Consider the following 21,834-nt stretch of genomic DNA (forward strand, 5'->3'; position numbering starts at 1 on the left):
TCTCACAAGCAAGGGCCCCCGCCATGAGTCACTCGGCCGCGCAGGCATTCGTGCCGCTGAACATCGCCGTCCTTACCGTCAGTGATACCCGCACCCTGGAAACCGATACCTCCGGCCAGCTGTTCGTCGATCGCCTCAAGGCCGCCGGCCACCACCTTGCCGCCCGTGTGTTGCTCAAGGACGACCTCTACCGTATCCGCGCCCAGGTGGCGGCCTGGATCGCCGAGGATGAGGTGCAGGTGGTGTTGATCACCGGCGGTACCGGCTTCACGGGACGCGACAGCACGCCCGAGGCGGTGAGCTGCCTGCTGGACAAACAGGTGGACGGTTTCGGCGAGCTGTTCCGGCAGATTTCCGTGGCCGATATCGGTACCTCCACCATCCAGTCGCGGGCCCTGGCCGGCCTGGCCAACGGCACCCTGGTGTGCTGCCTGCCGGGCTCGACCAATGCGTGCCGGACCGCCTGGGACGGCATCCTCGGCGAGCAACTGGATGCCCGCCACCGCCCATGCAACTTCGTCCCGCACCTGAAGCAGGCAGCGCCTTGCGAGAGCCGCGGATGAGCTGCTGCGACAAGCCTGGCCTGTTGCCGGTTGAAGAGGCCCTGGCGCGTCTCTTGGCGCTGGCGCGGCAGGAGCCGATCCTGGAGAGCGCATCGCTGCCCCTGGCCGAGGCCGCTGGTCGCGTGCTGGCCGAACCGCTGCTGGCCAGCCTCGACCTGCCGCCATGGGACAACAGCGCCATGGACGGCTACGCCCTGCGCCTGGCCGACTGGCAGGGCGAGCCCTTGCCGGTGAGCCAGAAAATCTTCGCCGGCCAGGCGCCCGCGCCGCTGGCGGCCGGCAGCTGTGCGCGCATCTTCACCGGGGCGCCGCTGCCGGAAGGCGCGGATTGCGTGGAAATGCAGGAAAACGCCGAGGTCCTCGCCGACGGCCGCGTGCGCTTCCTCCAGCCCCTCAGGGCGGGCCAGCACATTCGCCCGCAAGGGCAGGAAACCCGCCGTGGCGACTGCGTGCTGCCGGCCGGTACGCGCCTGGGCGCCATCGAACTGGGGTTGGCGGCTTCGCTCGGCAAGGCGCAACTGCTGGTGCGTCGCCGGCCTCGCGTGGCTCTGCTGTCCACCGGCGATGAGCTGGTCGAGCCGGGCACGCCGCTGCGCGCCGGGCAGATCTACAACAGCAACCGGACCCTGCTCAAGGCCTGGCTGGAAGGGAGCGGTTGCGAGGTGCAGGACGCCGGTATCCTGCCCGATGACTTGGCGCGCACACGCGCCATGCTCGGCTCGCTCGGCGGCGTCGACCTGATTCTGTCCACCGGCGGCGTCTCGGTGGGCGAGGCGGACTTCCTCGGCGCCGCCCTGCGCGAAGCCGGCGAACTGGCTTTGTGGAAGTTGGCGATCAAGCCGGGCAAGCCGCTGACCGTGGGGCGTTATCGCGGAGTGCCGGTCATCGGCCTGCCGGGCAATCCGGCGTCGACCCTGGTCACCTTCGCCCTGCTGGCGCGCCCCTATCTGCTGTGTCGGCTGGGCGTCGACGCGCTGGTGCCGTTGCGCATCGAGGTGCCGGCCGGCTTCGCCTGGCGGCATGCCGGTAATCGCCGCGAGTACCTGCGCGCGCGCCTGGAAAACGGCCGGGCGGTGCTTCACTCGAACCAGAGCTCCGGCGTCCTGCGCAGCGCCGCCTGGGCCGACGGCCTGGTGGAAGTGCGCGAAGGGCGGACGCTGGAAGAAGGCGAAGCGGTCGCCTTCATTCCGTTCAGCGCGGTTTTCGGCTGAAGCCCGGGTTCAGGGCTTCGCTGGTGTTTGCAGAGCGCCCGGCTTTACGCCCGGGCGCTTCTTTTGCGGGAACGGGTGGTAGAACCAGCGCAGCACGGCGACGCGCTTGATGAGTTCGCCGATCAGCAACGGTACGACCACCGCCACCACCAGGGCCACGCTCGCCGCCAGCACCGTGGGCAGCCCCAGGTATTCCAGCAGGGCGAAGGTCTTGTGCTGGATCTCGCCGTGGAAGATCAGCAGGATCAGCGTCGACTGGCCAATGTAGTTCATGGGCCCGCGTAGCCAGGGCACCTGCATGAGCACCCCCGACAGCGCCCAGCACAGGTAGACGCCGCACACGGACATCGCGCTGCTCCAGAACCAATGGTCATAGCGGCGTTGCGCAAGGTCCTGGCTGGCGTGGCTGTACAGGAACAGGGCGGCGAAGATCAGCACCGACAGCAGCAGCGTCCAGATCGAACTGCGGTGCTCGCGCAGCCGCCCGCGCAGCAGGTAGCCGTAGATGAAGAAGGTGCTGCTGATCGGCACTATCTCCAGGCTGAACGGCAGGCCGGGCAGCAGCCACTGATGTTCGCCGAAGGTCACCGGGATCTGCCAGAACCAGCCCAGGCAAAGGATGCCGAACAGCAGTTGCAGGGCGACCAGGGCGCAACTGAGCGGCAATGACAGCTGCAACAGGCGCACCACTCGCAGGAACACCCAGGCATAGAGGGTGGCCAGCCAGAAGTGCGGGAGGAACCACAGCGCCTGCCAGGGAATGGTATCCACCGAGGCGTAGAAAACGCCGCCGATGTCCGCCAGCAGTGGTTGGTGGCGCAGCAGGTCGCGTATCACCACGTACACCAGCATGGTGACGAAGAACGGCTTGAGCAGCGCGTCGGCCTTGCGGATGGCGGTCTGCCAGAAGGGCTGCTCCGGCTTGAAGAAGACCCCGGACAGGAAGAAGAACAGCGGCAGGATGAAAGACGCCAGTATCGGATAGAGCAGGTCCGGTGAATTGGCCACGAACCAGCCGTGGCCGAAGACGATGATCAGGATGCCGACCCCTTTGGCGACATCCATCTGTACCCAGCGTTTTTCCATGTTCCGACTCCTGAATCTATACCTGCGCCGGCTGGCCGTTGCCGCCCGGCGCGAACATCATGGGCGTGCCGCCCGCCACGGGCGGTACCAGAGCGCCAGTGCGAGCAGCACCGTGGCCCCGGCGAGACTGCTCGACAGCAGTTGCAGCCAGGGACCGGGCAACGGGAACAGCAGGCCGCCGGCCAGAACCAGCAGCACGCAGTCGATCGACCATTGACGCACCCAGGGCAAGCGCCCGAGCAGGTCGAGGCGACGCATCAGCAGCAGGCCGGTGGCGATCACCCCGGCGAGGGCCGCGAGGGGAATGCCGAGCAAGCCGAAGAGCGGCGGCAGAGCGGCCAGCAACAGCGCGTTGAGCGTACTGCCGAGCAGTTCGCAGTAGAGCGGCTGGCGCGTATCGCCGGCGGCATAGGCATAGCGCGCGAGCATGGCATTGCCGCATCCGAACACCAGTGACAGGGAGAAGCCGGCCAGCAGCAGGGGCAGCGGGCCGCCGGCCGGTTGCTGCGGCAGCAACAGCGCCACCAGCGCCGGCGCCGCGCCGATCAGGCCGATGCCCGCCGGCAGGGCCAGCAGGTTGGCGGTATCCAGTCCGCGGCGCAGCAAGCCCAGGCGTTCGTGGTCGGCGCGGCCGCTCATCAGGCCGAGGAGCACCTGGTTGAGGCTCATCAGGGTGACCAGCGGCAGGTTCATCAGCTTGCGCGCGAAATTCACCCAGGTCACCACGCCCTCGCCCAGCAGGGAGGCCACCAGGCGCTCCAGCAAGGCCAGGCCTTGGCTCGCGGCGTTGCTTGCCAGGAGCGGCCCGAGGCGGTTCGCGAGTTGGCGCAGTTCGCGGGTCGAACGGCTCAGGTGCCAGGGCCGCCAACCCTGCTGCCAGAGCGACGGCAGCAGCGCCGCCGGCATCAGCAGACTGCCGCCGATGAAGGCGAGGGCGAGCCCGGACGGCGAGCTGTGGTTGCCCTGGGTGGCGAGGAACAGCACCGGCGGCAGGTTGAACAGCAGCGAGCCGGTACCGGCCAGCACGAAACGCTCGCGCGCCTGCAGCGGGATGCACAGCAGCGCATGCAGTACCAGGCCGGGCAGGCACCAGGCGAGCAGACGCAGGCTGTCGCCGGCAAGCAGGCTGCCCTGGGCACTGAGGCCCGGACCGAGCACGTGAACCAGCCAGGGGGCGAGCAGCAGCAGGGCCAGGCTGGCGAGCAGTGCCAGTCCGGTCAGTTGTGGCAGCACCGCGGCCAGCCAGCCCGGCCGTTGCTGTTCGTCTCGCTCCAGGTACAGCGGCAGGGCGGCGGCACTGAGCAGACCGCCGGCCAGGGAGATGCGCACGGCTTCGGGCAGGAACAACGCCACCAGAAACGCATCGCTCTGCCCGCCGGCGCCCCAGGCGCCGACCAGCAGCCATTCGCGGGCGAAGCCCAGGCCGAGGCCCAGCAGCGAGGCGAGGGTCAACCAGGATGCTGCACCGAGCATGGCTTTACTCCACCGGCCGCGCCGACGGGCGCAGTGCCGGGCCGTCGAGCTTGCGCGTCGCGCGGCGTTGGCCGAACAGGCGGCGGGCTTCCAGCAGATTGAGGCCGAGCAGCAGCCAGAACAGGGCGATCATCACCAGGGCGAAGCTGAAGTAGTGGTCGAACAGACCGCTGACCAGCGCCGCCATGACGCCGGCGCAACTGCCGAGCCAGATGGCGTTGTCACGGGTCAGGCGGATCGGTCCGGGCTCGGGGCGGGTCTCCCGCCACCAGTGCCAGGTCACTGCGATGAACAGCAGCATGCCGCCCAGGCCGGTCTTGTAGACGAAGTTCAGCCACAGGTTGGAGATCCCCAGCAGGTTGGTGCCCGGCACCGGCGGATCGACCTTGAAGCCGATACCCAGCGGGTAGGCGGCGACCGCCTTGGGGAACATCCGGTATTCGTCGACGCGCACCTCGGTACTGGCGTTCTGTGGCGAGAAGATGGTCGCCAGGCGCTCCTGCAACGGCGGATAGCTCATCACCAGCAGCACCGCCAGGCCGGCGCCGAGCAATAGCAGGCGGCCGGTGTAGCGCACTTTGCGCAGCGACATCCAGATCAGCACCAGGGTCAGGCTGACCATGGCGCCGCGCGAACTGCAGAGCAGCAACGCCGCCGCGCCGAGCACCGCCACGCTGAGACCGAGCAGGCGCCGCCAGCCCTGGTTGGCCAGACCGAAGCAGAACGCCAGCGGCAGCAGCAGGGCCATGATGCCGCCGGTGGCGTTCGGGTGCATCCACGGCGAGCCCATGCGCGAGGACAGCGCGTTGAGGCCGAATTCGAGGTTTTCCAGGTTGGCGTAGTGGAACAGCGTGAGGACCGGCGCCATGCCCGAGGCCGAGCGGGAGCGGATGAACACGCCGATCGACAACAGCAGCATGGCCAGGGTGCCGAGCAACAGGCAGACCACCAGCTTCTCGCGCTTGTCCGGTTCTTGCAGCAGGCGCAGGGCAAGGAACAGCGTCGACAGGTTGAGCAGCCAGCGCAGCCAGTTGGCCAGGCCGCTGGTCTGGGCCTGGATGCTCAACTGGCCGACGACGAAGGGCAGGCAGGTGAACAGCATCAGCGCCAGCAGCCAGCGCTCGGTCGGGCCTTTGTCGCGAATCACCGGCAACTGCGACAACAGGCTGTGCCAGAGCACGGCGCCCCAGGTCAGTGCCAGCAGCGCTTCGCTGACGGTGGTGCGTATGCCCAGGTTGACCGTCGAGTAGGGCATGAAGGTGGCCAGCAGGGCGAACAGCAGCAGGCCGGCCAGCGGGTAGCGGACGATGCTGAGCACCGCGGCGACGCCAACCACGGCGGCGGCGGCCTTGGCCGGCGAGAGGGCGAGCAGTAACCCGCCGAAGGCCAGGCCAATGACAATGGCAATGAGCTTTCCGAGCGGCATCACGGTTGTAGTTCCTCGATCAGCTCGGCCAGGCGCCGGCTATAGCTATGGGCATCGAAGCGTGCCGCCCAGTCGCGCAGGGCGGCGCGGTCAGGGGCGGGCGGGGAGGCCAGGCGAGCCATCAGCTCGACCAGCGCCGCTGCGTCGTTGGGTGAGAAGCGCGGTGCGTCCGGGGGCGCCACTTCATCCAGGGAAGAGCCGCTGGCCACGGCGACCGGGATGCCGAGCCGCAGGGCTTCCACCACCGGCAGGCCGAAGCCTTCGGCATAGGACGGTTGCCACAGGCGCTCGGCGGCGAGGTAGACCGCATGCAGTTGGGCGTCGTCGAGATCGCCGCGCGCGTACAGTCCGGGCAGATTGCGCTGATGTTCGGGCAGATGGTCGAGGCTGCCGACCAGCAGCAATTCCGGCACACCGGGGAAGCGGGTGCGCGCCTGGTGCCAGGCATCGACGAACCAGGGCACGTTCTTGCGCAATTCGCGGGTGCCGACCAGCAGCCAGTAGCGCGCCGGCAGGTTCAGGCGCTGGGGATCGGCCGGCGCGCCCGCGAAGCCATCCACCAGGTTCGGCAGCACCCGGAGCTTGTCGGCGTGCCGGGGAAACAGCCGCGCTGCCTCGTCGGCGGTGTATTGCGACGGTGTCCAGATGCGGTCGGCGGCCTGTACCGCGTAGTGGATCGAGAGGCGGTCACTGAGCTGGTAGACCGAGGCCTTGAGGCGATTGGCGTGGTAATTGTCCAAGGTGATCTGGAACAGATCGTGGAGCAGCAGCGCATAGCGCGTACCGCGCGGTTTGGGCGGCAGCGGCAAGCCCATGTTGAAGTTGGCGATGTACAGACCGACCCGCAGCTCGCGCAGGGCGCGCGGTAGATAGCCGAGCTCGAAGCGCAGGCGCAGGTGTGGCCGGTGCATGGCGGGCGACGGGCAGCCCCAGGGTGGGCATTGCACTGTCTGGCGCAAGGGGTCGCCCAGCGGCGCCACCGCGAAGCGCAGCAGGTCCACGCCCGGCAGCGCGCGCAGGGTCCGCTCCATGGCCAGGACCTGGCGGCTTATGCCGGAGCGCGGCGAGGCGGCGACGGTGCGGTAGTCCAGGCCTATGCGCATGCCGAGGCCTCCTTCAGCGGATGCCCGAGCAGGTCGGCGTAGACCGCCTCCAATTGGCCGGCGGCCACGCCCCAATCGTGTGCCTGGCGCACATAGGCGCGGCCATGCTCGGCGATGCGCGCGGCCATGGCCGGGTCATCGAGCAGGCGTGCCAGGCCGTCGGCCAGGGCCGCCGCGTCGTCACCGCCGAGGTAGTGCACGCCGGCTTCCACGGCGAGCCCGGAAACGCCTTGCGAGGTGCTGGCCAGAGGCAAGCCGGCGGCCATGGCTTCGAGCACCTTGAGCTTGGAGCCGCCGCCGTGCCGCAGCGGCGCGAGGAAGACCGCGGATTGCGCCTGTAGCGCCGGCAGGTCGCTGACGAAGCCGCGCCATTCGATGCGCGGGTCCGGCCAGCGCTCGGCCCAGGTCGTCGGCAGGGCATGGCCGCAGACACAGAAGCGCGCTCCGGGGTGACGTTTCCACAGGCGCGGGAGCACTTCCGCCAGCGCCCATTCGACGGCATCGAGGTTGGGCGCGTACTCGTAATTCCCCAGGAACAGGATGCGCTGGCTGCCAGCGGCCGGGCGCACCGCCGCGAACTGCTCGCAGTCGACGCCGTTCACCACCACGGCTGCCGGCTGGCCGGCGATGCGCGAGAGCGTTGCGGCGTCGGCGGCGGTGACCGCGACCAGGCGCGTGGCCTGGCTCAGCACGCGGCGCTCCCAGCGTCGGTAACGCCACTGGTCGAAGCGCACGAAGGGCAGCGCCCAGCGTGGCAGGCGGTCGTAAGTGGCGGCGCCGAGCGAGGATTCGACATTGTGCTCGGTCAGCACGAACGGTTGGGCGTGCCGCCGCAGTGCCGCCTCGTAGGGTTGGAAGGTATAGCTGTGCTCGATCTGGACGATGTCCCAGTGCTCCGCCAACAGGCTGTCGAAGGTGGCTTCCAGCGCGGGATTCAGCCCGTTCACGCTGGCCAGCAATGGCGTCGGCGCGAACAGCGCCGCGATCAGGGTGCGCAGACTGCGCAGCGGACGTCTGGGCAGCTCGATCAGGCGTTCGAGCAGGGGCGCGAGCGTGGCGCGATCGGCGGCCGCGAGCGGCTGCTTGCTCTGCACCAGCAGGGTAATGCGATGGCCGCGCGCGGCGAGGCTGCGCAGCATCTGGTACTGGCGCGTCTTGCCGCCGCTGGTGGTGGGCCAGGGCGAGTAGGGAAGAATCCAGAGGATGCGCATGCCGGTCGTCACTCCCATGTGAGCATCTGCAGCGTCGGCTTGACCTTCAGCGCGAGGCCCTGGCTGGCATCCAGGCGGGTTTCCTCGCCGCTCAGCGGATCGTACAGGGTCGCGTTGTTCAGGGCCGGCAGTTTCGCTTCGCCACCGTCCGCGGCCCAGAACAGCCACAGGTGGCTACCGTCGCTGCGGGTCCAGGCGATGCTGTAGAGGCCATCGACGGTCGCGCCCAGTCGTGGCGGGGCTTCCGGTTTCAGGCTCGGCCCGCTGCGCTGGAGGAAGCGTTGCAGCGCCAGGTAAACCGGCTTGGGCTGGCCGTCGAGGTCGAGCAGGCCATAGTTCTGGTCGCGCACGCTGGCGCGGGCGTCCAGGTCGTTGAGGGTGAACAGGAACACCCGGTCGTAGTCCTGGGTGGCCATCAGGGCCAGGCGGCGCAGGGTGTAATCGGCCTGGCCGTCGACGCCGATGATGTCCTGGGCTTCCTTGGGGCCGGCATAGCTCGACCAGCCCCATTCGGTCGCCCAGATGGCGGGTACGCCGGAGGCGCGCAGTGTGGCGTTGAGCTGGCGGGCGCGGCCGATGAAGTCGTCGCTGCCCGGCTGATTGCCTTCCGGCAGCTGGGTATAGGGGTGATAGGCGGCGATCGTGTGCAGTTGCTGGGCGTTCAGCGTGCCGAGCTGATCGAACATGAACTGGCCGCCGGGCAGGTCGCTGAAGAAGGCCATGCCAGCGGCCACCACCGGTTTCTCCGGTGCCACTTGGCGCAGGGCCGTGGCGCTGGCCTGGAGCAGCCTGGCATAGCCGGCGGCGTCCGCTCGCGGCCGCCAGAAGCCGAGCAGATTGGGTTCGTTCCACACCTGCCAGGCGTCGACGCTGGGGTAGCGCTGGGCGAGCAGGGCCATGCGCAGGGCGAACACTGCCGGGTCGCGCGGCGGGTATTGGTCCTGGTAGGGCGATTCGACGGGCGCGCTGGTGATGAAGCGCGCCGAACCGACCAGATAGAAGACCGATTTGAGCTGACGTTCGCCGAGCACTTGCACCAGGTGATCGAGGTCGGCCAATTGGTACTGGTTTTCCGCGGTCTCCAGGCGATCCCAGTGCAGATCCAGGCGCACCCACTGCAGCCCCAGGGCCTGCAGGCGGTCGATCTGCTGTTGGTAGCGCTCCGGGGCGAACCAGAGAAACTGTGCATTGACGCCGAGGAAGTCCTTCCAGACCACGCTGCGCGGAGCCTGTAGGCGGTGCTCCTGGGCCGCGGCGCGCTCGTTGCGCAGACCGAGGAAGGTCACCAGACCGACCAGCGCCAGGCTGGCCAGGATGATGCTGCGCTTCATGCCGCGCTCCTCGCGCAGGCGTCGGCGAAGACCTGCTTGAAGCGCCGCGCGGTTTCCGTCCAGCGCCGCTCATGGCCTATTTCGCCGGCGCGCTCGGCCCAGCTCAGGGCCAGCTCGGGATGGTGCGCCAGGGTTTCCAGGCGATCGGCCAAGGCATCGACGTCGCCCTGGGGGAAGATCGCGCCATTGCCCTCGGCGACCTCCTCGGCGAAGGCGCGCGCATCCGAGGTGATGGCGCCGCGTCCGCAGGCAGCGGCCCAGGACAGCGCGCCGCTGGTGCCGCGCTGGGCGCCGAGCAGGCTGAGCTTCTTCGACTCGCGGTAGGGCAGAACCAGGGCGTGGTGCGCCTGGATCAGCGCGGGAATTTCCTCGGCGGGCAGGTCGAGGCGCCACTGGATGCTGGCGCCGAGCTTGAGTTCGGCGATCAGCGCCTGCAGCTGCTGCAGGTAGTCGCCATGGCCGCCGAAGGCCATTTCCGCCGCGGTGCCGCCGGCCAGGGTCAGGCTCAGCCGTTCGCGCAGGGCCGGTTGCCGCTCGAAGACCTTGGCCATGGCGCTCAACAGGTCTTCGATGCCCTTGCCGCGGTAGATGAAGCCGAAATACAGCAGGCGCAGTGGTTCGAGGGGCGGCGGTGGCGCGGCGGCGATGTCGAGGTTGCCGTGGGCGATGACCGCGAGCTGCCCCGGCGCCAGGCGCATGCGCTTGGCCAGGCACTCGCCGCCGAGGCGGGTGAGGGTGATCAGGCGGGTCAGTCCGGCGGCCAGGCGCCGCTCCTCGCTCAGCGTCAGCGGGTCGCAGAGCAGGGTCGCGGCCTGTGGGAAGGGGCTCGGCAGGCGTTGCGCCCAGGCCAGTGGCCAGGGCATCCGCGCGCGGCGCCAGACCAGGCGTTCGGGGTCGTGCACGGTGGCCGTCAGCGGCAGGCGCGGAAAGCGCTGGCGCAGTCGCTGCAGCGCCTGGAACTCGATCAGGCGCCCACCGCCGAGTTCGGCGTGGACCAGGTCCACGCCGTTCCAGTCGAAGGCGTCGAGGCGTGCCTGCAGCGCATCGCTGGTGGCCGGGCAGCCGGCCAGCGGCGTCAGTACCTGCACGCCGTTCTGCTCGAGCGCCGCGCGGAAATGGTTGGCGTAGTCGGCAATACCATTTCTTTCCGGGGGCAGCGGGGCGAGCAGAGCGATGCGCATCAGAAGGCGCTCCGGTAGCGTTCGATGCGCTGCAGGACGCGATAGGGCACTTCGAAGCGGCGGCGGTTGATGATGATGCCATCGACCTTGCCAAAGGCGGTGTTGAGGATGGTCAGGGCGTGCTGGACCACCGGCACCGTGCTCTTCTGTGCCTCCACCACCAGCGCGATCAGATCGGCACGGTGCAGGCTGACGAAGGCTTCGCGGCTGTCGAGCAGCGCCGCCGCGTCGAGCAGGACCACTTCACCCGGACGCGCCGGCTGGTCGCCGCCGACACGCACCGACAGGAGGTTCTGTTCCAGCATGCGGCGCAGTTGCTCGATGACGAAGCTGACGCCTTCGCCGTGGCGCGCCGAGGTCAGGCCGAGGACCAGGCCCTCGCGCTCGATGCGCTCGAACGGCAGCAGCCCGTACAGCCGGTAGATGCTGGCCATGAAGCTGTTGCTGCTCTCCGCGGTGCCGTTGCTCAGCTCCGGCAGGGTGGTCCACAGCGGCAGGCCGAACTTGTTTTCCGCCAGGCCGCCGTCATGGATGCGTTGGTCGAGCAGGTAGCACAGGTAGATCACCAGCAGGCCGACGAAGGCACTGAAGGGAACCGCCACCAGCAGCATCACCAGGGTCTTGGGGAAGACCCGCGCGGGGTTCAGGGTGGCTTCCTCGATCACCGCGATGTTGCTGATCTGGCTCTTGTCCAGTTCGCGGTCGATCCGCGATTTCTCCAGGCTGTCGGTATAGAGCGCGTAGTTCTTCTCGGCGGCGGTCAGTTCGCGCTGCAGGCGCGCCAGCTCCGGCTCGATCGCCATGGCATCGCGGCGTTGTTTCTCCAGGTCGCTCAACTGGCTTTCCTGGGCGGCCAGTTGCGCGCGCAGCGCGTTGTTGTTGCTGGTTTCGTCGAGCAGCACGCGCTGCAGGTGGATGGACAGGGTGTTGGGCGCGCGGTCCTCGGAGCTTTGTACCGTCGCACCCTCTTTGGCCACGTCCTGTTCCAGCGCGCGAATCGACTCCTGCAACGCCTTCATCGGCGGCGCGTCGTTGGTGTAGGTACGCAGCATGTCCGCTTGTTCCAGACGCTTCTGGTTGAGCAGGCGACGCAGGTCCTGTTGCGCCGGGTTGAGCGCGATCTGGCGGACGGTCACCACTTCCTGCGGCAGGCCGACGAGCTGCTTGCGGGTCGAGGCCAGGGCGCTGTCGGACGAGGCGATCTGGCGCAGGGTGTTGAAGCGTTCGCCGCGCAGGATGTTGATCCGCTCGGACAGGTCTTCCAGGCGATCGGTGATGCTCGCCGCGCCGATTTCGTTGAGGTGCTTGAGGATTTGCTCCTTGTAGCTCTTGATCTGCGCCGCGGCGCTGGAGCTCTGCATCTCATAGAAGGTGTACAGGCTCTTGCGGCCCAGGGCCTGGGTGCGTTCTTCCTGGTAGATCTCGATCCAGCTCTTGACCACGGCCTGGGCGACCTCGGGGTCGTTCCAGACGAAGCTGATGTCCATCACCGCGGAGCCGGGCGCGTGGGTGACCTCGAACTTCTTGGCCAGGTCGCCGGCCAGGCGTTCCACCGGGGTCTGCTCCTCGACGATGCCGAAGGTTTCCAGCACGGCGCGCAGTCCGTCGAAGACCGCCCCCGTGGCTTTCTTCGCATACCACTTGGTGCGTTTCCAGATGCCGGCGGGCGGCGGCTGGTTGGCGATGATTTCCAGGTAGCGCTCGGCGACCTTGCGCACGATGGGGCTGCCGGTGAGCATGCGCTCTTCGTCGACGATGGGGTCGCGCTGGGTGACGGGGATCACCTGGGTCTGGCGATCGCTGATTTCGATCGGCAGCGCGGAGTCGCGGCCCGGCTTGACCAGCAAGCGCGCGCTGGACTCGTACTTGGCCGGCAGCAGGAAGGCGCCGAGGACGATCACCGCCAGGGTGAACAGGGCCGCCAGTTTGAATTCGCGCTTGAAGATAAAGAACAGGCGCAGCAGATCGCGGTAGGAGCGAATCTCGATCATGGGAGTTGCTCCTCAGTGGTTGAAGTTGTAAGCCGCGCCGACACCAATGGATTTGGTGAAGGGGATCAGCTGGTTGAGATAGACATCGACGCCATCGATGCGGTCGCCGGCGGCGGACTTGGGCACGAAGACGATGTCGCCGCGCTGCAGGGCGACCGGACGGTGGCCGCCATCGGCGAGCAGCCGGCTGTAGTCGAGGAAATAGGTCTGGTAGGTGCCGGAGCGGTCTTCCCGCAACAGCGCCACCTTGGTGGCGTTGGCCACCGGCAGGATGCCGCCGGCGCCGATGATCGCCTGGTCGATGGTGCTGGCTGCCGGAATCGGCAGGGCCGACGGGTTGCGCACCGCGCCGCCGACGAACACGGTGTTGCCCGGCGCCTGGTTGATGTTCACCGTCACCTGCGGTTGCCGGTAGACGCTGCGCAGCCGTTCCGTGAGTTCGCTGGCTATCTCGCCCGGCGTGCGCCGCGCGGCCTGGATGCGACCGACGAAGGGGTAGTAGATGGTGCCGTCATTGAGCACGGTGAACAGCGTCAGCTCATAGATGGTGCTGACGTTGAAGGCCGACAGGGTCGGCATTTCCCCGGCATCGCGGACGATCCGCAACTGGTCGCCGATGCGCACGCGCTCCTCGGCCTGCGGGATGCGCGCCAACTGTTCGAGGGCGCGCTTGCCGGCCTCGACGCTGTCGTTGTCCGGCGTCGGGATGCGTGCCGGCGTGGTGCAGGCGGCCATCATGAGGATGGCCAGCAGAAGCAGGGGGCGTTTCATCGATATGAACTTCCTGTCGGACATTGTTTGGCTCACTTCCAGTAACCGGGGAACATGCTCAGGCGTCGCTTCATCTGCCGGGGCAGGTAGCGCTCCAGGTAACCGAGGCGATAGCCGAGGAGCTTGAGGGTGCTTCGCAACAGGACTTCGGGAACGCGTGCGATCGCTCCCACCGCGCGTAGCGCATTGATTTCCGCACGGACGAAACGCTGGCCTTCGCCCTCGGCCTTGCCGAAGGTGTTGCGCAGCCAGCGTTCGCGGCCATAGAACACGCCGATGTCGAAGTAACGGCGGAATTCTTCGACCAGGCGGTAATCGTGGGAATGTTCGACGCAGGCGTCCGCGGCATAGCGCACCGCGTAGCCGGCCAGCAGCATGCGCCCGGCGACGTAGGCGTCTTCGCTGCCGATGACGTTGCTCGGGAAGCCGCCGACGGCCTCCAGCAGGTCGCGGCGGTAGACGGCGAACGAGTCCGAGCTGAAACAGGTCTTGATGCCCAGTTCGTCGGCGTCGCTCATGCGCTTGGTGCGGCTCTGCGACGGGTAGTTGAACTGCCGCGCCTGGGCCGCCAGCAGGCCGGCGTCCGGGTGCGGCAGTTGGCGGCCGTAGGCGACGCCGATATCCGCTTCCAGGGTGAGGTTGGCGAGCAGCCTGGCGAAGCTGTCGGGGGCCGCGGGGATGGCGTCCTGGGTGAGGAACAGCAGGGCCTCGGCCTCCACCAGTTGGCAACCCAGGCGCCGCGTGCCGCCATGATTGAACTGGGCGACGCGGATCACCTCGACGCGCGCGCCGAATGCGCGGAAGCGCGCCACGGTGTCGTCGCTGGATTCGCTGTCGAGCACCAAGATGCTGTCCGGCTGGCGCGTCTGCGCGGCGAGCGCCGGCAGCAGGCGGTCGAGGTGCGCGGAGGCGTTGCGGGTCGGGATGATCAGCGCCAGACGCATCAGGGCACGCTCACCTTGGCCGGGGTGCGGCCATAAATGTCGTCGAAGCGGACGATGTCGTCCTCGCCCAGGTATTCGCCGCTCTGCACCTCGATCATCACCAGGTCGACCACCCCGGGATTGCTCAGGCGGTGCGAATGGCCGGCGGGAATGAAGGTCGACTCGTTGGTGGCGAGGAGGAACTCGCTCTCGCCATTGGTGACCCTGGCCATGCCGCAGACCACCACCCAGTGTTCGCTGCGGTGGTGGTGCATCTGCAGGGACAGCGAGGCGCCGGGGCGCACCACGATGCGCTTGATCTTGAAGCGCGCGCCCTCTTCGAGAACGGTGTAGGTGCCCCAGGGGCGGTTGACCGTGCGGTGCAGGCGGAAGGCGTCATGGTCGCGGCGCTGCAGTTCGCGGGTGAGCAGGCGCACGTCCTGGCAGCGGTCGGCGGCGGCGATCAGCAGGGCGTCGGGGGTGTCGACGATGATCAGGTCTTCCACGCCCAGCGCGCCGACCAACCGGCTGCGCGCGTCGATGTAGCAACCCTTGACGTCATGCAGCACGGTTTCGCCGATGATGCGGTTGCCGTCGGCGTCGGCCGGGGTCAGCTCGCCCAGCGCCTGCCACGAGCCGATGTCGCTCCAGCCCAGCTCGCAGGGCACCACCGCGACCTTGCTCGAACGCTCCATGACGGCATAGTCGATGGAGATGTCCGGCACCGCGGCGAAGCTTTCCGCGTCCAGTTCGGCCTGCCGGTAATGCGGGTGTTCCGATAGTGGGCTGCGTTCCAGGCAGGCGCGCACGCTGTCCAGAACCTCGGGCGCCAGCGCCGCGAATTCGGCCAGCAACACATCCACCGGCAGGCAGAACATGCCGGCGTTCCACAGATGGCGGCCATCGGCGACGAAGGCTTCGGCGCGGGCCTTGTCGGGTTTCTCGACGAAGCGCGCGACGCGGAAACCGCCTGCCGCCAGGGCATCACCCTGTTCGATGTAGCCGAAGCCGGTCTCGGCGCAGTGCGGGCGGATACCGAAGGTCACCAGGTAGCCTTGCGCGGCCAGCTCGCGGGCCTGGCTCACGGCCTGGGCGAAGGCCGCCTCGTCGCGGATCAGGTGGTCTGCCGGCAACACCAGCAATTGTGTCTGCGCGCCATACAGGCGCTCGGCGAGCAGCGCGGCGGCGGCGATCGCCGGCGCGGTGTTGCGGCCGAAGGGTTCGAGCAGGAAGTCCAGCTTCGGCGCGGCCTTGGTGACGCGCTTGTCGCGGTATTCATCCAGGGTGCGGAAGAACACCTCGCGGTTGGTCACGGTGAGTACGCGATCCACTTCGGCCAGTCGCGTCGCGCGAAGAAAGGTCTTCTGCAGCAGGCTCTGGTCGTCCGCCAGGCGGATGAAGGGCTTGGGCAGGGTGGCGCGCGAAACCGGCCAGAGACGTGTGCCGGAACCGCCCGCGACGATGCACGGGAGCAGGGTGCTTGAATGGGTCACGTCAGTAGACTTCCTTGGTGTCGAGGAGGGCGGGCAGGGTGCGGCAGAGGATGTAAAGGTCGAACCAGAGCGACCAGTTCTCGATGTACTCGAGGTCGTGTTCCACACGCTTCTCGATCTTTTCCAGGGTGTCGGTCTCGCCGCGGTAGCCATTGATCTGCGCCCAGCCGGTGATACCCGGCTTGACCCGGTGGCGCGCGGTGTATTCCTCGACCGCTTCCTCGAAATTCAGGCCGGCGGCCTTGGTCGCCGTGGCATGCGGACGCGGGCCGACCATCGACATGCTGCCGGCGAGCACGTTGAACAGTTGCGGCAGCTCGTCGAGGCTGGTCTTGCGGATGAAGCGGCCCACCCGGGTGATGCGGTCGTCCGTGCGGGTGGTCTGGCGCTGCGCGTCGGCATCGGCCAGGTGCTGGTACATCGAGCGGAACTTGTAGACTTCGATCAGGCGGTTGTTGTAGCCAAAGCGCTTCTGGCGGAACAGTACCGGGCCGGGTGAATCGAGCTTGACGGCCAGCGCCACCAGCAGCATCAGCGGTGACAACAGGGCGATGCAGAGCAGTGCCAGGACGATGTCTTCGAGGCGCTTGAACACGGGCGACCAGCCGCGCAGCGGGACCAGCGAGGCGTTGAACATCGGCAGGCCGGAAACTTCGGTGATGCGGTTGTGCGCCTGGTAGAGGGCGACCATGTCGGGGACGATCATCACGTTGACCGGCAGCCGGCGCAGGCGCTGGATGATCTGACTGATGCGGTTCTCCGCGGACCAGGGCAGGGCCACCAGCACCTGGCTGACCTCTTCGTTGCGCACCATGCGCTCCAGGTCGGCGGAGTTGCCCAGCAGCGGCAGGCCCGCCAGTTCGCCGGGCAGCCGGCTGGCGCGATCGTCGATGAAGCCGATCAGCCCGGAGCGGATGTCACCGTTGCGTTGCATGTAGCGGGCGAGATGGATGCCGCTCTCCGTCGCGCCGAGGATCACCGTGCGTTGCAGGTAGTGCTTGTTCTGCATGAGCCGGCGGAAGCACCAGAGGATGAACAGGCGCTCGAGGCCGAACAGCACCAGGCTGGCGCAGAACCACAGGCCCATGTGCCAGGCGGGGATGTAGGGCAGCAGCTTCAGCGCCTGGTGCATGAACAACAACATGCCGAAGGAGGCCGACCAGGCGAAGAAGGTCAGGCGGAAGCGCAGCAGGTTGCTGAAGATCGCTTCGGAGTAGATGCCCAGGGCCTGGAACATGATCACGCTGAGCAGGCCGAAGAACAGCGAGATGGCAAAGAAGTTTTCACGCTCGTCGCTGGGTACGTTATCGAGCAGCAGCAGGAGCAATGCCGGAGCGACAGCCGTTAGCCAATGGGCCAGGCGTACCCCCGTGATGAAGTATTCGACCAGGCTGGGCCGGGCGAATAACAGGCTTTCCGTCGACTGCATGCGCATAACAACTTCCTTGCCGGCTAGGGCGCGTTACGTCCGATACTATGTGCGTCATTAAACCGTCGGCAGTAAACGTCACTGAATTGTCATTCAGCTGTTTTCTGACAGTTATCTAGCCGTTACTTGGTTGTTATTTTGCGTGGTTGTATTACGGCTGAGTCATTTTTTGTCGAATTAATCACATTCCATGATGGCTTTTCAATGTCTTTTTTGTATTCATGGCGTTTTTTTGACGTGATGACGGTTCCCCGCCACGTTCGTGACGGGGGCGATACGGCGCTGGCGATGCTCAGTGACGAGGGGCGGACTTGCGGTATTCCCCGGGTGTTTGCCCGGTCCAGCCCTTGAAGCTGCGATGGAACGAGCGCGATTCAGTAAAGCCCAAATACTGGGCGATGTCCTGGATCGGCAGGTCGCTGTGCAGCAGATAGTGTTCGGCGAGCTCCTGGCGCAGACCGTCGAGGATCTGCTGGTAGCTGGTACCGGCCTGTTGCAGGTGGCGCTGCAGGGTGCGCACGGTCATCTCGAAGCGTTCGGCGACCCGTTCCTTGCGCGGCAGGCCGTCTTTCATCAGCAGGCGCAGGGCGTTCTTCACCCGCAGCGGCAGTGGCTCGTCGTCGTCCAGTTCGGCCATCAGCGCCAGGGCGTGTTCTTCCAGGGTGCGCAGCAGGTTGGCGTCGGCCTGGCGCAGCGGCAGGGCGAGCAGTCGCATTGGCACCAGCAGGGCGCTGCAAGGCTGGCTGAAGCGCACCGGGCAGCCGAACAAGCGCTCGTATTCCTCCAGATCGCTGCCAGCCGCTTGGGCGTGCTCGAACCAGACCTCCTGCGGCGAGCCGTCGAAGTCGGCGATCCAGCGCGCGTAGAGCAGCCAGGAGGCGAGCACGTTCTCGACCATGTGCCGGCGGATTTCCGTGGCCTGGTGGCGGCAGGTCCAGATCAACCGCACATGGCCATCGTCGGGCTCGATGCGGCTGACGCCCATGTCTCCGACCAGTTTCTCGTAGGGCATGATGCGCTGCATCGCTTCGCCGAGGGTCGCGCAGTTCATGGTGATGTAGCCGAGCACGCTCCACGAGCCGGGCTGCACGAAGCGCGCCGAATGCAGGCCGAACAGCGGGTCGCCGGAGCCATGACAGAAGTGCGCGAGTAGACGCTCATGGGCTTCGCTGGGCAGGCGCTGGCTGTTGTCGGCGAGCTGCTCGCGGGTGAGGCCGGCGGCGTGCAGGGCGGCATCGACATCCAGGCCGAGATGTTCGGCCTGACGCAGGTATTTGAGCAGGGCGGGGACGGAGGTGTAGCCGAGGGCGTGCATGGCGTCGCTCTTGTTCTGGTGGCTCTATCGGCGACTGGCGTTGTCCCGATCCGACAGTGACAGGGCCAGGCGGCCGACTAGTATAGGCAGCCATTGCGAGCGACCGGAATAGGAGGGCGGCAGGCATGCGACGCTGGAATGGCTGGGGTGAGGAAACGACGTCGATGGCGCTGCCGGTGCAGGGCCGCGAGTTCCTCGCCGGTGAAATCGGAGGCGGCCTGAAACTGGCCGACGCCACGCTGGAGACGGTGCTGGCCAAGGTTCCGGCCTCGCGCCTGGGCGAGCATCCGCTGGTCGTCCGCGAGCCCCTCGACCGCCTGCTGCATGCGCGCGGGCAGAGCCTGCCGGACTGGCTGGCGATGCGCGAGGGTGAGTTCGGCCGCTTTCCCGATGGCGTCGCCTACCCGCAGAGCGCCGCGCAGATTCGCGAATTGCTGCGTTACGCGGCGGAGCAGGATTGCCTGTTGATCGCCTACGGCGGCGGCACCTCGGTGGCCGGCCACATCAATCCGCCGGACTCGGCCAAAGCCGTGCTGACGCTGTCTCTGGAGCACATGAACCGTCTGCTCGAACTGGACGAGGAAAGCCTGGTCGCCACCTTTGGCCCCGGCGCCAACGGCCCACAGGTGGAAAGCCAGTTGCGCGCCCGTGGCTACACGCTCGGCCACTTCCCGCAGTCCTGGGAGCTGTCGACCCTCGGTGGTTGGGTCGCCAGCCGTTCCAGCGGCCAGCAGTCGCTGCGCTACGGGCGCATCGAGCAACTGTTCGCTGGCGGCACCCTGGAAACCTTCGCCGGGCCGTTGGACATCCCGACCTTCCCGGCGTCCTCCGCGGGCCCTGACCTGCGCGAGCTGGTGCTTGGCTCGGAAGGGCGCTTCGGGGTGATTTCCTCGGTCAAGGTGCGTGTCTCGCCTTTGCCCGAGCAGGAGAACTTCCATGTGGTCTTCCTGCCGTCCTGGCAGCAGGGGCTGCGCGCCATCCGCCGCCTGGCCCAGGCGCGGGTGCCGTTGTCCATGCTGCGCCTGTCGAACGCAGTGGAAACCCGCACGCAGCTGACCCTGGCCGGCCATCCCCGGTCGATCGCCTGGCTGGAGCGCTACCTCAAGCTGCGCGGCGCCGGCGACGGCAAGTGCATGCTGACCGTCGGCGTCACCGGCGCGCGCGCGCAGAACGCTGCCTCGCTGAAAGCCGCGCGACGGCTGCTCAAGGGCTTCGGTGGGGTGTTCACCGGCACCCTGCTGGGACGCAAGTGGGAGGCCAGCCGCTTCCGCTCGCCCTATCTGCGCGAGACCCTCTGGCAGGCCGGCTATGTGGTGGACACCCTGGAGACCGCCACCGACTGGTCGAACGTCGACAACCTGATGCAGCGCATCGAGGCCTGCCTGCGCGACGGTCTGACGGCGGAAGGCGAGCGGGTGCATGTGTTCAGCCACCTGTCCCACGTCTATGGCGAGGGTTCGAGTATCTACACCACCTACGTATTCCGTCCGGCGGCCAGCTATGCCGCCACCCATGAACGCTGGCGCCGGCTGAAGGACAGCGCCAGCCGGGTGATCGTCGAGAATCGCGGCACCATCAGTCACCAGCACGGGGTGGGCAAGGACCACGCTCCCTACCTGGCGGCAGAGAAAGGCGAACTGGGCATGGCCACGCTGCGCGTCCTGGCCGGGCACTTCGATCCGGCCGGCCGGTTGAACCCGGGCACCCTGTTGCAGGAGTGAACGCATGACTGCCTGGAACGCCGCCTGGCGCCAAGCTGCGTTGGCCGAACTGGCCGCGCGCGAGTGGGATCTGCTCGTGGTCGGCGGCGGCATCACCGGTGCCGGCATTCTCCGTGAGGCGGCGCGGCGCGGCTGGCGCTGCCTGCTGATTGAGCAGCGCGATTTCGCCTGGGGCACCTCCAGTCGCTCGTCGAAGATGGTCCACGGCGGCCTGCGTTACATCGCCAAGGGCCAGCTCGGCCTGACCCTGGCGTCGGTGCGCGAGCGCCAGCGCCTGCTCGGCGAGGCGCCGGGGCTGGTCGAGCCGTTGAGCTTCATCATGCCGCACTACCGTGGCGGCTTTCCCGGCCCACGGGTGTTCGGCGGGCTGCTGGCGCTGTACGACGCCCTGGCCGGGCGGCGCAACCACCTCTACTACCCGTTACGGCAACTGCGTTACCTGGCGCCGGGGCTGAAGGAGGACGGCCTGCTCGGTGGCACCCGTTTCGCCGATGCGCTGGTCGATGACGCGCGCCTGGTGATGCGTGTGCTGAGCGAGGCCCGTGGCGACGGCGGCGAGGCGCTCAACGGGCTGCGCGTGCGGGAGCTGCGGCGCGCCAACGGCCGGGTCTGCGGCCTGCTCGCCGAGGACCGTGAAGGCGGCGGGCATTTCACCTTCCGTGCCGGCGCCGTGGCCCTGGCCACCGGCGCCTGGGCCGACCAGTTGCGCCGCGTCGACGGCGACGAGCATATCCGCCCGCTGCGTGGCAGCCATCTGCTGCTGCCGGCCTGGCGCTTGCCGGTGGCCCATGCCTTCAGCTTCATGCACGCGGCGGACAAGCGCCCGGTGTTCGTCTTCCCCTGGGAAGGCGCCACCGTGGTCGGCACCACCGACCTCGATCATCGCGGCAGCCTCGACACGGAGGCGCGCATCGGCAGCGAAGAGCTGGACTATCTGCTGGCCGCCTGTGCGCAGCAGTTTCCCGCCGCGCGCATCCGCGCCGCCGATGTGCGCTCGACCTGGGCCGGGGTGCGCCCGGTGGTCAGCACGGGGGACCTGCAGAAGAAGCCGTCCGACGAGAAGCGCGAACACGCGCTCTGGGTCGAGCCGGGCTGCGTGACCCTGGCCGGCGGCAAGCTCACCACCTTCCGCCTGTTGGCGCTGGAGGTGCTGCGCGCTTGCGCGCCGATGCTCGGGCGCGAATGGGAGGATCACGGCGCCGCGGTATTCGCCGAGCCAGCGGTTGGCGACTTGCCTGGCCTGGGGCCGCGGCAACGACGGCGCTTGAGCGGCCGCCATGGCGGCGCGCTGCCCCAGGTAGCGCGCCTGCTCGGCGAGCTGGGCGGCGAGCGCGTCGGCGACACCGACTGCCTGTGGGCCGAACTGGCCTGGGCCGCCGAGGGCGAACTGGTCCTGCACCTGGACGACCTGCTGCTGCGCCGCACGCGCCTGGGCCTGCTGCTGGAAAACGGCGGCGCCGCCGAACTGCCGGCCATCCGCGCGTTGTGCCAGGCGCGCCTGGGCTGGGACGACGCTCGCTGGCACGAAGAAGAACGCGCCTACCTGGACCTCTGGCGGCGCTGCCACAGCCTGCCGGGTGAGGGGTGATGGCTATCGCAAGTTCCA

Annotated in this window: 17 protein-coding genes; 4 read left to right on the forward strand and 13 right to left on the reverse strand. The window is 67.9% G+C overall.

The features are described from left to right. The first annotated feature begins 23 nt into the window (after window positions 1–23). Together moaB and BLQ74_RS02590 are read left to right on the forward strand one after the other, a co-directional pair. The gene (gene moaB / locus BLQ74_RS02585; RefSeq protein WP_090260543.1) at window positions 24–563 is read left to right on the forward strand and encodes a molybdenum cofactor biosynthesis protein B; all 540 of its coding nucleotides are present in this window, start codon (window positions 24–26) and stop codon (window positions 561–563) included. Beyond that, the gene (locus BLQ74_RS02590) at window positions 560–1,774 is read left to right on the forward strand and encodes a molybdopterin molybdotransferase MoeA (protein WP_090260545.1); all 1,215 of its coding nucleotides are present in this window, start codon (window positions 560–562) and stop codon (window positions 1,772–1,774) included. Before moaB ends, BLQ74_RS02590 begins: the two co-directional genes overlap by 4 nt. Window positions 1,775–1,783: 9 nt before the next feature. Here BLQ74_RS02590 and BLQ74_RS02595 read toward each other — a convergent pair whose 3' ends face one another. The 13 genes from BLQ74_RS02595 to gliR all read right to left on the reverse strand — a co-directional run bounded on the left by BLQ74_RS02595 (window position 1,784) and on the right by gliR (window position 18,507). Further along, entirely contained in the window at window positions 1,784–2,860 is a 1,077-nt protein-coding gene (locus BLQ74_RS02595) for an acyltransferase family protein (protein WP_090260547.1), read from the reverse strand. A gap of 57 nt (window positions 2,861–2,917) precedes the next feature. Continuing rightward, window positions 2,918–4,333, reverse strand: a complete 1,416-nt coding sequence (locus BLQ74_RS02600; RefSeq protein ID WP_090260549.1) for a lipid II flippase MurJ — start codon at window positions 4,331–4,333, stop codon at window positions 2,918–2,920. Window positions 4,334–4,337: 4 nt separating this feature from the next. Beyond that, window positions 4,338–5,759 (reverse strand): O-antigen ligase family protein, encoded by a 1,422-nt coding sequence (locus BLQ74_RS02605; protein ID WP_425287477.1) that lies wholly within the window; start codon window positions 5,757–5,759, stop codon window positions 4,338–4,340. Continuing rightward, window positions 5,759–6,862, reverse strand: coding sequence for a glycosyltransferase family 4 protein (locus tag BLQ74_RS02610; protein WP_090260551.1), 1,104 nt, complete (start codon window positions 6,860–6,862; stop codon window positions 5,759–5,761). Before BLQ74_RS02610 ends, BLQ74_RS02605 begins: the two co-directional genes overlap by 1 nt. Beyond that, entirely contained in the window at window positions 6,853–8,073 is a 1,221-nt protein-coding gene (locus tag BLQ74_RS02615) for a glycosyltransferase family 4 protein (protein WP_090261169.1), read from the reverse strand. The genes BLQ74_RS02610 and BLQ74_RS02615 overlap by 10 nt, the downstream gene beginning before the upstream one ends. 8 nt (window positions 8,074–8,081) lie before the next feature. Beyond that, on the reverse strand, window positions 8,082–9,404 hold the full coding sequence (locus BLQ74_RS02620) for a cellulase family glycosylhydrolase (protein ID WP_090260553.1): 1,323 nt from the start codon (window positions 9,402–9,404) through the stop codon (window positions 8,082–8,084). Further along, window positions 9,401–10,585, reverse strand: coding sequence for a glycosyltransferase (locus BLQ74_RS02625; protein ID WP_090260555.1), 1,185 nt, complete (start codon window positions 10,583–10,585; stop codon window positions 9,401–9,403). Before BLQ74_RS02625 ends, BLQ74_RS02620 begins: the two co-directional genes overlap by 4 nt. Next, entirely contained in the window at window positions 10,585–12,576 is a 1,992-nt protein-coding gene (locus BLQ74_RS02630) for a GumC family protein (protein WP_090260557.1), read from the reverse strand. The genes BLQ74_RS02625 and BLQ74_RS02630 overlap by 1 nt, the downstream gene beginning before the upstream one ends. A 12-nt stretch (window positions 12,577–12,588) precedes the next feature. After that, window positions 12,589–13,347, reverse strand: a complete 759-nt coding sequence (locus BLQ74_RS02635; RefSeq protein WP_090260559.1) for a polysaccharide biosynthesis/export family protein — start codon at window positions 13,345–13,347, stop codon at window positions 12,589–12,591. Window positions 13,348–13,379: 32 nt separating this feature from the next. Beyond that, window positions 13,380–14,291, reverse strand: a complete 912-nt coding sequence (locus BLQ74_RS02640; protein WP_090260561.1) for a glycosyltransferase family 2 protein — start codon at window positions 14,289–14,291, stop codon at window positions 13,380–13,382. Next, complete coding sequence (locus BLQ74_RS02645; RefSeq protein ID WP_090260563.1) at window positions 14,291–15,763, reverse strand: mannose-1-phosphate guanylyltransferase/mannose-6-phosphate isomerase; 1,473 nt, start codon at window positions 15,761–15,763, stop codon at window positions 14,291–14,293. The genes BLQ74_RS02640 and BLQ74_RS02645 overlap by 1 nt, the downstream gene beginning before the upstream one ends. A gap of 1 nt (window position 15,764) precedes the next feature. Further along, on the reverse strand, window positions 15,765–17,198 hold the full coding sequence (locus BLQ74_RS02650; protein ID WP_090260565.1) for an undecaprenyl-phosphate glucose phosphotransferase: 1,434 nt from the start codon (window positions 17,196–17,198) through the stop codon (window positions 15,765–15,767). A gap of 286 nt (window positions 17,199–17,484) precedes the next feature. Then, on the reverse strand, window positions 17,485–18,507 hold the full coding sequence (gene gliR, locus BLQ74_RS02655) for an AraC family transcriptional regulator GliR (RefSeq protein WP_090260567.1): 1,023 nt from the start codon (window positions 18,505–18,507) through the stop codon (window positions 17,485–17,487). Between the two features lie 125 nt (window positions 18,508–18,632). On the opposite strand from gliR, the gene BLQ74_RS02660 reads away from it, so the two are divergent. Beyond that, window positions 18,633–20,228 (forward strand): FAD-binding oxidoreductase, encoded by a 1,596-nt coding sequence (locus tag BLQ74_RS02660; protein ID WP_090260569.1) that lies wholly within the window; start codon window positions 18,633–18,635, stop codon window positions 20,226–20,228. Between the two features lie 4 nt (window positions 20,229–20,232). Beyond that, entirely contained in the window at window positions 20,233–21,816 is a 1,584-nt protein-coding gene (locus tag BLQ74_RS02665; RefSeq protein ID WP_090260571.1) for a glycerol-3-phosphate dehydrogenase/oxidase, read from the forward strand. Window positions 21,817–21,834: the final 18 nt, after the last annotated feature.

Origin of the sequence: Pseudomonas panipatensis (genome assembly GCF_900099785.1) — a bacterium.
Classification (GTDB): domain Bacteria; phylum Pseudomonadota; class Gammaproteobacteria; order Pseudomonadales; family Pseudomonadaceae; genus Pseudomonas; species Pseudomonas panipatensis.

Excerpts from the sequence above, each read along its gene's own strand:
- BLQ74_RS02600 (WP_090260549.1), bottom strand. The coding sequence starts at position 4,333 with ATGCTCGGTGCAGCATCCTGGTTGACCCTCGCCTCGCTGCTGGGCCTC.
- moaB (WP_090260543.1), top strand. The coding sequence starts at position 24 with ATGAGTCACTCGGCCGCGCAGGCATTCGTGCCGCTGAACATCGCCGTC.
- BLQ74_RS02660 (WP_090260569.1), top strand. The coding sequence starts at position 18,633 with ATGCGACGCTGGAATGGCTGGGGTGAGGAAACGACGTCGATGGCGCTG.
- BLQ74_RS02650 (WP_090260565.1), bottom strand. The coding sequence starts at position 17,198 with ATGCGCATGCAGTCGACGGAAAGCCTGTTATTCGCCCGGCCCAGCCTG.
- gliR (WP_090260567.1), bottom strand. The coding sequence starts at position 18,507 with ATGCACGCCCTCGGCTACACCTCCGTCCCCGCCCTGCTCAAATACCTG.
- BLQ74_RS02640 (WP_090260561.1), bottom strand. The coding sequence starts at position 14,291 with ATGCGTCTGGCGCTGATCATCCCGACCCGCAACGCCTCCGCGCACCTC.
- BLQ74_RS02595 (WP_090260547.1), bottom strand. The coding sequence starts at position 2,860 with ATGGAAAAACGCTGGGTACAGATGGATGTCGCCAAAGGGGTCGGCATC.
- BLQ74_RS02625 (WP_090260555.1), bottom strand. The coding sequence starts at position 10,585 with ATGCGCATCGCTCTGCTCGCCCCGCTGCCCCCGGAAAGAAATGGTATT.
- BLQ74_RS02615 (WP_090261169.1), bottom strand. The coding sequence starts at position 8,073 with ATGCGCATCCTCTGGATTCTTCCCTACTCGCCCTGGCCCACCACCAGC.
- BLQ74_RS02630 (WP_090260557.1), bottom strand. The coding sequence starts at position 12,576 with ATGATCGAGATTCGCTCCTACCGCGATCTGCTGCGCCTGTTCTTTATC.
- BLQ74_RS02635 (WP_090260559.1), bottom strand. The coding sequence starts at position 13,347 with ATGAAACGCCCCCTGCTTCTGCTGGCCATCCTCATGATGGCCGCCTGC.
- BLQ74_RS02610 (WP_090260551.1), bottom strand. The coding sequence starts at position 6,862 with ATGCGCATAGGCCTGGACTACCGCACCGTCGCCGCCTCGCCGCGCTCC.
- BLQ74_RS02590 (WP_090260545.1), top strand. The coding sequence starts at position 560 with ATGAGCTGCTGCGACAAGCCTGGCCTGTTGCCGGTTGAAGAGGCCCTG.
- BLQ74_RS02665 (WP_090260571.1), top strand. The coding sequence starts at position 20,233 with ATGACTGCCTGGAACGCCGCCTGGCGCCAAGCTGCGTTGGCCGAACTG.
- BLQ74_RS02605 (WP_425287477.1), bottom strand. The coding sequence starts at position 5,759 with ATGCCGCTCGGAAAGCTCATTGCCATTGTCATTGGCCTGGCCTTCGGC.
- BLQ74_RS02620 (WP_090260553.1), bottom strand. The coding sequence starts at position 9,404 with ATGAAGCGCAGCATCATCCTGGCCAGCCTGGCGCTGGTCGGTCTGGTG.